This is a genomic window from Methylobacterium sp. WL12 (assembly GCF_008039475.1).
GTDB classification, from domain to species: domain Bacteria; phylum Pseudomonadota; class Alphaproteobacteria; order Rhizobiales; family Beijerinckiaceae; genus Methylobacterium; species Methylobacterium cerastii.
The window spans coordinates 23,038-31,372 of record NZ_VRUW01000059.1; the positions used below are offsets into that span (position 1 = coordinate 23,038).

The following is an 8,335-nucleotide window of genomic DNA, read 5'->3' on the forward strand; positions in this document are numbered from 1 at the left end:
GGTGCCCCGGCGCCGGCCCCGAATGGAAGCGAGGCACGGCCTTGGCCACACCCGGAAACGAACGCCGCCGTATCATGCTGCTCACGGGGGCGAGCCGCGGCATCGGGCACGCCACCGTCAAGCGCTTCTCCGCCGCGGGATGGCGGGTCATCACCTGCTCGCGCCACGCGTTCCCGGAGAACTGCCCGTGGGAGATGGGGCCGGAGGACCACCTCCAGGTCGATCTTGCCGACGCCGCGGACACCGTGCGCGGGGTCCGCGAGGTCGCCGAGCGGCTCGCGAACGAAGGCGGCTTGCTGCACGCGCTCGTCAACAACGCCGGCATCTCGCCGAAGGGCCCGAACGGCGAGCGCCTCGGCGCCCTGCCGACCGACTTCGCGACGTGGCAGCGGGTGTTCCAGGTCAACGTCTTCGCGCCCGTGCTGCTGGCTCAGGGCCTGCGCGACGAGCTCGCCCGCGCCAAGGGCTCGATCGTCAACGTCACCTCGATCGCCGGATCGCGCGTCCACCCGTTCGCCGGGGCGGCCTACGGCACCTCGAAGTCGGCGCTCGCCGGCCTGACCCGCGAGATGGCCGCCGACTTCGGTCCGCTGGGGGTCCGCGTCAACGCGATCTCGCCGGGCGAGATCGACACCGCGATCCTTTCGCCCGGCACCGACAAGCTGGTCGAGCAGATCCCGCAGCGGCGCCTCGGCACCCCGGACGAGGTCGCCAAGGCGATCTACTTCCTGTGCACCGAGGCCTCGTCCTACGTGAACGGCGCCGAGCTGCACATCAACGGCGGCCAGCATGTCTGACCGGCTGGTCCGCTGGTCCCTTCTTCTCGTTTTCGCCGCCACCCCCGCCGCCGCAGAGCCGGCGGTCACGATCCTCGACCTGCCGTTCCAGGCGACCGCGATGCGCGGGCCGCGCAGCGAGGTCGCGGTGGCGGTGGCGACCTCCGGGCTGATCCCGCTGGCCCGCTCGGCGAACGCGGCGGCGCCGGAGGCCGGCGACGAGGAGAGCGCGCCACTGATCGTGGTCTGGGGCAAGGAGGGCGGCGCGGCGCTCAGCCTCGTCGACGGCACGATCCGCACGACGCTGCTCGGCGCCGAGGCGATCGAGGGCTTGGCCGCCGCCGAGACGCCACGCGGCGCCCTGTCCGGCTCGCGCCGGGCGCTGTCGGGCGCCGTCAGCGCCTACCTCACCGGGCCGACCCGCGCGATGGGCGCCGCCACGCCGGCGGCCGCTGGCCTCACCATCCGGGAGCGCCAGCCGGTGGCGATGGGTGGCGACCCGAAGCCTGTGCCGGTCTCGACCGTGACGGTCTCGCCCGGGCCGGAGGCGACCTTCGCCGCCGCGCGGCCCCGCGCCGTCCGGGTCGCCGGCAAGCTCGCCTTCGTCGCCGCGACGCTCCAGGGCGGCGAGGCTTCCGGCCTCGCGCTCGTCGCCCGGGCCGGCATGGGCGACTGGTCGGTCGCCGCGCGGACGCCGCCGCAGGACGGCGCGCCGCTGCGGATCGCGGCCGTCGCCGACTTCGCCGGCACCGGGTCGCCGCGGGTCGCCGCCATCCTCGCGAAGGGCGGGCGGCTTCAAGTGTGGAGTCCCGCCGCCGACGCCTTAACCCTCGACGGCGAGGCCCCGGGCTATGCCGCGGGCTCGGGCGACGTCGACCTCGCCGCCGCGGTCGAGGGCGAGGACAAGGCTGCACCGGACCTCGCCCTGCCCGGCGCCGACGGCACGGCGCTCGCCCTGGTCTCGCTGAAGGGCGGCATCCGCGAGCGGGCGCGGATCGCGCTCCCTGCGCCTGCCGCCTTCGGCGTCGCCACGCTCGGCCGCGGGCGCCAGGCGCGCATCCTGGTCGGGATGTCCGACGGCCGCGTCGCCGTGGTCGCGCCGGACGGGGCGACGCCGTGAGCGAGGCCGAGACGCGCCTGTTCCCGCTGCGCCCCTTCGTCGGCGCGTCGATCGCGGTGATCCGCGACGATCGCGTGCTGCTCGCCGCGCGGGCCAACGCACCGATGCGCGGCGTCTGGACCCTGCCCGGCGGCCTCGTCGAAGCCGGCGAGGCCATCGCCGACGCGGCCCTGCGCGAACTCAAGGAAGAGGTCGGCCTCGACGCCGAGATGGTCGGCGTGCTGCCGCCCACCGAGATCATCCAGCGCGAGGCCGACGGCCGCGTGCGCCACCACTACGTCGTCCACCCGCACGCGGCGCTCTGGTGCGGCGGCGAGCCGGAGGCCGGTCCCGAAGCGCTCGCTGTCCGTTGGGCGACCCACGCGGAGGTGGCGGAGCTGGAGACGACGCCCGGCCTCGCGGACACGCTCGCCGCCGCGTTCGCGAAGGTCGAGGCCTATCGGTCGGCGGGTGGCCGATGAAAACGGTTTCAGCCGCCGTTGACCCAGTCCCGCAGCCGTCCAACCGCTCGGGTAGGCCTTTCGCGCACTACTCGCCGCAGAACGTGCGGATTTCACGAACCCCGTTGTCGTCCCCTCCTCGCCATCCCGGGTCGCCTAAGGCGAGCCCGGGATCCAGAACCGCGGATGGTGATCAAGCTTGCGCTGTCGGCGGCTCTGAATCCCGGGCTCTGCTGCGCAGCCCCGGGATGACAGGGAGTAGGAAGACACCAAGCGGCTCATTCGGGCGGATGATCGCCACGCTGCGAACGATCCTCTTGGTTTTCGGCTGTCTCGCCGCCGCCGCGCACACGCCGGCCCTCGCCCAGCAACGCCCGGCGGCGCGCCCGGCCGCGAAACCTGCCGAGAAAGAGCCGCCGGCCCCGCCTCCGGATCAGGCCGCCCCCTACGACCGCGACCTCACGCGCCTGTCCGAGATCATCGGCTCGCTCGCCTTCCTGCGCGGGCTCTGCGCGGGGGCCGACGCCGCCGAGTGGCCGAACCGGATGAAGGCGCTGATCGAGGCCGAGGGCGTCACCCCCGGCCGACGCGACCGCCTCGCCGGGGCCTACAACCGCGGCTATCGCGGCTATGCCGCGAACTATCGCGTGTGCACCCCCGCGGCGCACGAGGCGACTGCCCGCTTCGTCGCCGAAGGCGAGCGCCTGTCGCACGCGCTGGCCGGGCGTTTCGGCGGATGATGCAGCCCGGCCACACCCGCGAAGCATCCGGGAAAACCGCGGTATTCGATCGGTCGCGTTAACCGCTTCGCAATTCCCGGCTGGTCGCGGACCCATGAGCCGCCTATCATCCCCTCCGTACGCCGGGCCTCCAGCCCGCGCGCAACGGATACGACCGCCATGCAGAACAGCACTCAGACCGCCCCGTTCGAAGCCGACGTGGACGAGAAGCGCGCCGCCCTGGGCTACGTGTCCGAAGCGTTCGCGGAAGGCTGTCTCGACGGACTCGACGGAGACTGCATGGCCCAGGCCGCCCTGTTCGCGGCCTTCCAGGAACTCGTGATGACCTATGGCGAGGAGGCCACCGCCCGCTACGCCGAGGGATTCCCCGAGCGTATCCGCGGCGGCGCCTTCACCACCGCGCTCCAGCACTGAGGGCACGTCCGATCGACGACACCGGCCGGTTGCTCGCACTCGGCGCGGGCATCCGGCCAACCATATCAGACCCATGCGAGGGGTCGGCATAGACACCGAGGCCTGACGGTTCAGGCGCGCGGTGGCGCTTCCTCGAAGACAACGGCCTCGCCGCGCGACGGCTCGGTCAACACGCCGTCCCACATCACGCGGGCGCCGCGCACCACCGTGCCGACCGGCCACCCCGTCACCACCTTGCCGTCGTAGGGTGTCCAGGCGCTCTTCGAAGCGATCCAGTCGTTGCGGATGGTCTCGCGGCGCTTGAGGTCGACCACCGTCACGTCGGCGTCGTAGCCCAGCGCGAGGCGTCCCTTGCGCGCGATGCCGAACAGGCGCTTGGGCCCGGCGCTGGTCATGTCTACGAAGCGCTCGAGCGAGAGGCTGCCGGCCGCCACGTGGTCGAGCATGATCGGCACCAGCGTCTGCACTCCGGTCATCCCCGACGGCGAATTCGGATAGGGCTTGGCCTTCTCGTCCAGCTGGTGCGGCGCGTGGTCCGAGCCGAGGATGTCGGCGACGCCCTGCTCCAGGCCCCACCAGATCTTCCGGCGATGCGCCTCGCCGCGCACCGGCGGGTTCATCTGCACGAGGGTGCCGAGGCGCGCATAGGCCTCGTCGCCGTTGATCGTCAGATGGTGCGGCGTCACCTCGACGCTCGCCACGTCCTTGTGGTCGGCGAGGTAGTCCATCTCGTCGCCGGTGGAGATGTGCAGGATGTGGATACGGGCGCCGGTCTCGCGCGCCAGCGCCACCAGCCGCCGGGTCGCCTGCATCGCCACCTCGGGCGAGCGCCAGACCGGGTGCGAGGCCGGGTCGCCGGGGACCCGCAGGTCCTTGCGCGCGCGCAGCATCGGCTCGTCCTCGGAATGGAACGCGGCGCGGCGGCGGATCGCCTTGAGGATGGCGCGCACGCCCGCGTCGTCCTCGACCAGCAGCGAGCCGGTGGAGGAGCCGACGAACACCTTGATGCCGGCGGCCCCAGGCAGCCGCTCCAGCTCGGCGAGCGCGCCGACGTTCTCGTGGGTGCCGCCGACCCAGAACGCGAAGTCGCAATGCATCCGGTGGTGCGCGCGCGACACCTTGTCGGCGAGCGCGGCGGCACTGGTGGTGAGCGGGTTGGTGTTGGGCATCTCGAACACCGCGGTCACGCCGCCCATCACCGCGGCGCGCGAGCCGGATTCCAGGTCCTCCTTGTGGTCGAGGCCCGGCTCGCGGAAGTGCACCTGCGTGTCGATCACGCCCGGCAGCAGGTGCAGGCCGGTGCAATCCTGCCGCTCGCCGACCGTCGCCTGCGCCAGGTCGCCGATCGCCGCGATGCGTCCGCCGCGGATGCCGAGGTCGGCCCGGTGCGCGCCGTCCTGGTTCACCACGGTGCCGCCGGAGAGGACGAGGTCGAAGGGCTTGTCCATGGGAAACGCCTTGCGCGAGCGCCTTGGTTGAGGCCGGGTCACCGGCGGCTTATGTCACGCGTCATCCTCGCGCAATCGCGCGGCCCGGAAGGCCTCACCTCGCCGAGCGAGGCCTCGCGGCGCCGACGAAGGAACTGCCATGCCGATCGCCCTGCTGCCGGACCGCGCCCTCGTCCACGTCACCGGTCCTGACGCCCCCGCCCTGCTTCAGGGTGTGATCACCTGCAACGTCGAGACCCTCGGCGAGGCCGAGGCCCGGCTCGGCGCCCTGCTGACGCCGCAGGGCAAGATCCAGTTCGACTTCCTGATCTCGCGCATCCCCGGCGGCTTCCGCCTGGACGTCGCGTCCGAGCAGGCGGCGGCCCTGGCCAAGCGCCTGACGCTTTACCGCCTGCGCGCCCAGGTCGAGATCGCGGTCGACCCGACCGTCGCCATCGCCGCATCCTGGGATGGCGCCACCACCGCGGCCGAGGTCGACGCCGTCGCCGACGCGCGGGCGGACGGCCTCGGCGCGCGGCTCTACGCGGCCGTCGGCGCCTTCTCCGCGGATGCGGCGGAGGCGGATTACCACGCCCACCGCATCGCCCTCGGCGTCCCCGAGGCCGGGCGCGACTTTCCCCTCGGCGACGCCTTCCCGCACGAGGCGTTGATGGACCAGCTCGGCGGCGTCGACTTCCGCAAGGGCTGCTATGTCGGCCAGGAGGTTGTCTCGCGGATGCAGCACCGCGGCACCGCCCGCACCCGGATGCTGCCCGCGACCTATCCCGAGGGCGAGGCGGCGGCGCCCGGCTCCGAGATCACCGCCGGCGCCAAGGTGCTCGGGCGGACGGGAAGCCAAGCCGCCGGGCGCGGCCTCGCGATGCTGCGCCTCGACCGGCTCGCCGACGCGATCGCGGCGGGCGAGCCCCTGCACGCCGACGGCAAGGTCCTCACCGTCGAGCGCCCGGCCTTCGCCAGCTTCGCGATGCCCGACGCCGCGGCCGGCTGAATGGCCGAGGCACCCCACGTCACTGAGCCTCATCACCCGGTCGAGGGTTTGATCCATCACCCGGACGGCTGCGCCCGGTGCTGGTGGGCCGGGCTCGATCCGCTCTACGTCGCCTATCACGACACGGAGTGGGGCATACCCGAGCGCGACGGGCGAGCGCTCTACGAGAAGCTGATCCTCGACGGTTTCCAGGCCGGTTTGTCGTGGATCACCATCCTGCGTCGCCGCGACGGCTTCCGCCGCGCCTTCGCCGACTTCCATCCCGAGGCCATCGCGCGCTTCACCGAGGCCGACGTCGCGCGCCTGATGCAGGATACCGGCATCATCCGGAACCGCGCCAAGATCGTCGGGACCGTCGCCGGCGCCCGCGCCTGGCTGCGGATCGAGGAGAGCGGACCGGGATTTTCGAAGTTCCTGTGGAACCACCTGCCTGAGGGTCTGCCGGTTCAGGGCATTGCCCGGACGCGAGGCGAGATCCAGACCGAGACGGACTTGTCTCGGCGCATCGCTAAAGCCCTAAAGGCGCAGGGCTTCACCTTCTGCGGGCCGGTGATCGTCCACGCCTTCATGCAGGCGGTGGGGATGGTGAACGACCACCTCGTCGGCTGCCATCGCCACGCGCCCTGCGCCGCGCTGGCGGAGGAGGACCGTTGAGCGCCGTGCAGCCGCGGGCCTGGCAGCGGATGCTGTCGGGCCGTCGCCTCGACCTGCTCGACCCCTCCCCGCTCGACATCGAGGTGGCCGACATCGCCCACGGGCTCGCCCGCGTGGCGCGCTGGAACGGGCAGACCGCCGGGCCGCACGTGTTCTCCGTGGCGCAGCACTCGCTGCTGGTCGAGGCGGTGGGCCGCCACCTCCTCCGGGCCTGCACCCCGGAGCAGGGCCTCGAACTGCTGCTGCACGACGCGCCCGAATACGTCGTCGGCGACATCATCTCCCCGCTCAAGGCGGCGATCGGCGACGCCTACAAGGGCGTCGAGCGGCGCCTGCTCGCCGCGATCCGTCGCCGCTTCGGCCTCGATGCCCCGACGCCGGCCTTCGCACGCCTGGTCAAGCGCGCGGACCGCGTCGCCGCCCACGCGGAGGCGGTGCGCCTCGCCGGATTCGCGCCGGACGAGGCGGCGCGCTATTTCGGCCGGCACGAGGACCTGCCCGAGCCCGTCCTCGCCCTGCTCGACCCCTGGCCGACCGCCGAGGCCCAGGCCCGCTACCTGGACCGCTTCGCGGCGCTGCAGGCGACCGCCTCCAAAACCTGACGGAAATCCCGGACCCGAGATGTCGACGCTTCACGTCTGCCCCCTGTCGCGCCTGACCGAGACCGTCGCCGCGACCGGGGCGAGCCACGTCCTGACGCTTGTCACGCCGCCGGCGACGCCGGCGCGGCCGGCGAGCATTGCCGAGGGCTGCCACGCGGTCGTCGGCGTCAGCGACATCGCGGTCGCCACGGACGGCTACGTGCTGCCGGCCGAGGACCATGTCCGCGCCATCCTCGACTTCGTCACGTCGTGGCCGCGCGAGAAGCCGATGGTGATCCACTGCTACGCCGGCATCAGCCGCTCGACCGCGGCCGCCTACATCGCCGCCTGCGCCCTCGACCCGGCGCGCGACGAAGTGGAAGCCGCCGCTTCCTTGCGCCTCGCCTCGCCGTCGGCCACGCCGAACCGCCTGTTCGTCGAGATCGCCGACCGCCTGCTCGGCCGCGACGGCCGTATGGTCGCCGCCATCGCCGCGATCGGCCGCGGCGCGGACGCGTTCGAGGGCGTCCCGTTCCGCTACGAACTCGGCTGACCGGGCCGATCCGCCGCCGTACCGGTGTGGCGCAAACGTCGCCGCAGCCTCGGAAAACCGCCGGTCGCACCCCACCCTGATCGTGCCCGGGGTTGTCGCGGTCGCCGCCTCCGCCTTAGAACCGCACCAAAGGATCCTGTAGGGATGACCGAAAGCCGACCCGACGCGACCGCGATCGCCGCCGACATGCCTTTCGAAAAGGCGCTGGAGCAGCTCGAGGACATCGTCCGCCGCCTGGAGAAGGGCGACGTGGCGCTCGACGAATCGGTGATGATCTACGAGCGCGGCGAGGCGCTGAAGCGCCACTGCGAGATGCTGCTGAAGCGGGCCGAGGCCCGTATCCAGCGCATCACCCTGACACCCGACGGGCGCGCCGAAGGCGTCGCACCCCTGGACGTCGACTGAGATGCGGAGCGTGCGCGCCCTGTGCCCTCGCTCCACGTCCGAGACTTGAGATGAGGCCGAACCCGTGACGCAGTCCCCCCCGATGCCGGCCCCCTCGATTTTGGACGGTTTGTCTGAGACGTCTGCGTTGCGTCTGTTGCCGGAGAGCGACCTTCCGGCGGTTGCGGAGGCGGTTCGGTCTGAGATGATCGAGACCGTGTCGGTGACGGGCGGGCA

General features: G+C 72.6%; 11 protein-coding genes. 10 read left to right on the plus strand and 1 reads right to left on the minus strand.

The features are described 5' to 3' along the window. The first annotated feature begins 74 nt into the window (after nt 1-74). From FV226_RS19100 to FV226_RS19120, 5 genes are all read left to right on the plus strand, one after another. Nucleotides 75-797: an SDR family oxidoreductase gene (locus FV226_RS19100; RefSeq protein ID WP_147754679.1), complete on the plus strand. Its 723-nt coding sequence runs from the start codon at nt 75-77 to the stop codon at nt 795-797. Beyond that, nucleotides 790-1,896 carry a hypothetical protein gene (locus FV226_RS19105; RefSeq protein WP_147764128.1) on the plus strand — a complete coding sequence of 369 codons (1,107 nt, stop codon included), beginning with the start codon at nt 790-792 and terminating at the stop codon, nt 1,894-1,896. The genes FV226_RS19100 and FV226_RS19105 overlap by 8 nt, the downstream gene beginning before the upstream one ends. Continuing rightward, the gene (locus tag FV226_RS19110) at nt 1,893-2,357 is read left to right on the plus strand and encodes an NUDIX hydrolase (protein ID WP_147764129.1); all 465 of its coding nucleotides are present in this window, start codon (nt 1,893-1,895) and stop codon (nt 2,355-2,357) included. The genes FV226_RS19105 and FV226_RS19110 overlap by 4 nt, the downstream gene beginning before the upstream one ends. Before the next feature lie 269 nt (nt 2,358-2,626). Continuing rightward, nucleotides 2,627-3,076 (plus strand): TIGR02301 family protein, encoded by a 450-nt coding sequence (locus tag FV226_RS19115; RefSeq protein ID WP_147764130.1) that lies wholly within the window; start codon nt 2,627-2,629, stop codon nt 3,074-3,076. A gap of 159 nt (nt 3,077-3,235) precedes the next feature. Beyond that, complete coding sequence (locus FV226_RS19120) at nt 3,236-3,490, plus strand: hypothetical protein (protein WP_147728485.1); 255 nt, start codon at nt 3,236-3,238, stop codon at nt 3,488-3,490. Nucleotides 3,491-3,600: 110 nt separating this feature from the next. Here the strand turns inward: FV226_RS19120 and FV226_RS19125 are convergent, their stop codons facing one another. Next, nucleotides 3,601-4,938, minus strand: coding sequence for a dihydroorotase (locus tag FV226_RS19125; RefSeq protein ID WP_147764131.1), 1,338 nt, complete (start codon nt 4,936-4,938; stop codon nt 3,601-3,603). 139 nt (nt 4,939-5,077) lie between these two features. On the opposite strand from FV226_RS19125, the gene FV226_RS19130 reads away from it, so the two are divergent. The 5 genes from FV226_RS19130 (at nt 5,078) to FV226_RS19150 (ending at nt 8,119) form a co-directional block, all read left to right on the plus strand. Then, entirely contained in the window at nt 5,078-5,926 is an 849-nt protein-coding gene (locus tag FV226_RS19130) for a folate-binding protein YgfZ (RefSeq protein WP_147764132.1), read from the plus strand. Further along, complete coding sequence (locus FV226_RS19135; RefSeq protein ID WP_147764133.1) at nt 5,927-6,580, plus strand: DNA-3-methyladenine glycosylase I; 654 nt, start codon at nt 5,927-5,929, stop codon at nt 6,578-6,580. Between the two features lie 29 nt (nt 6,581-6,609). Further along, nucleotides 6,610-7,182, plus strand: coding sequence for an HD family hydrolase (locus FV226_RS19140; protein ID WP_147764137.1), 573 nt, complete (start codon nt 6,610-6,612; stop codon nt 7,180-7,182). Between the two features lie 19 nt (nt 7,183-7,201). After that, a complete protein-coding gene (locus FV226_RS19145) occupies nt 7,202-7,714 on the plus strand; it encodes a protein tyrosine phosphatase (protein WP_147764134.1) in 513 nt (170 codons plus the stop codon). Between the two features lie 144 nt (nt 7,715-7,858). After that, a complete protein-coding gene (locus FV226_RS19150; RefSeq protein ID WP_147764135.1) occupies nt 7,859-8,119 on the plus strand; it encodes an exodeoxyribonuclease VII small subunit in 261 nt (86 codons plus the stop codon). Nucleotides 8,120-8,335: the final 216 nt, after the last annotated feature.

Excerpts from the sequence above, each read along its gene's own strand:
- FV226_RS19100 (WP_147754679.1), top strand. The coding sequence starts at position 75 with ATGCTGCTCACGGGGGCGAGCCGCGGCATCGGGCACGCCACCGTCAAG.
- FV226_RS19105 (WP_147764128.1), top strand. The coding sequence starts at position 790 with ATGTCTGACCGGCTGGTCCGCTGGTCCCTTCTTCTCGTTTTCGCCGCC.
- FV226_RS19115 (WP_147764130.1), top strand. The coding sequence starts at position 2,627 with ATGATCGCCACGCTGCGAACGATCCTCTTGGTTTTCGGCTGTCTCGCC.
- FV226_RS19120 (WP_147728485.1), top strand. The coding sequence starts at position 3,236 with ATGCAGAACAGCACTCAGACCGCCCCGTTCGAAGCCGACGTGGACGAG.
- FV226_RS19125 (WP_147764131.1), bottom strand. The coding sequence starts at position 4,938 with ATGGACAAGCCCTTCGACCTCGTCCTCTCCGGCGGCACCGTGGTGAAC.
- FV226_RS19130 (WP_147764132.1), top strand. The coding sequence starts at position 5,078 with ATGCCGATCGCCCTGCTGCCGGACCGCGCCCTCGTCCACGTCACCGGT.
- FV226_RS19135 (WP_147764133.1), top strand. The coding sequence starts at position 5,927 with ATGGCCGAGGCACCCCACGTCACTGAGCCTCATCACCCGGTCGAGGGT.
- FV226_RS19140 (WP_147764137.1), top strand. The coding sequence starts at position 6,610 with ATGCTGTCGGGCCGTCGCCTCGACCTGCTCGACCCCTCCCCGCTCGAC.
- FV226_RS19145 (WP_147764134.1), top strand. The coding sequence starts at position 7,202 with ATGTCGACGCTTCACGTCTGCCCCCTGTCGCGCCTGACCGAGACCGTC.
- FV226_RS19150 (WP_147764135.1), top strand. The coding sequence starts at position 7,859 with ATGACCGAAAGCCGACCCGACGCGACCGCGATCGCCGCCGACATGCCT.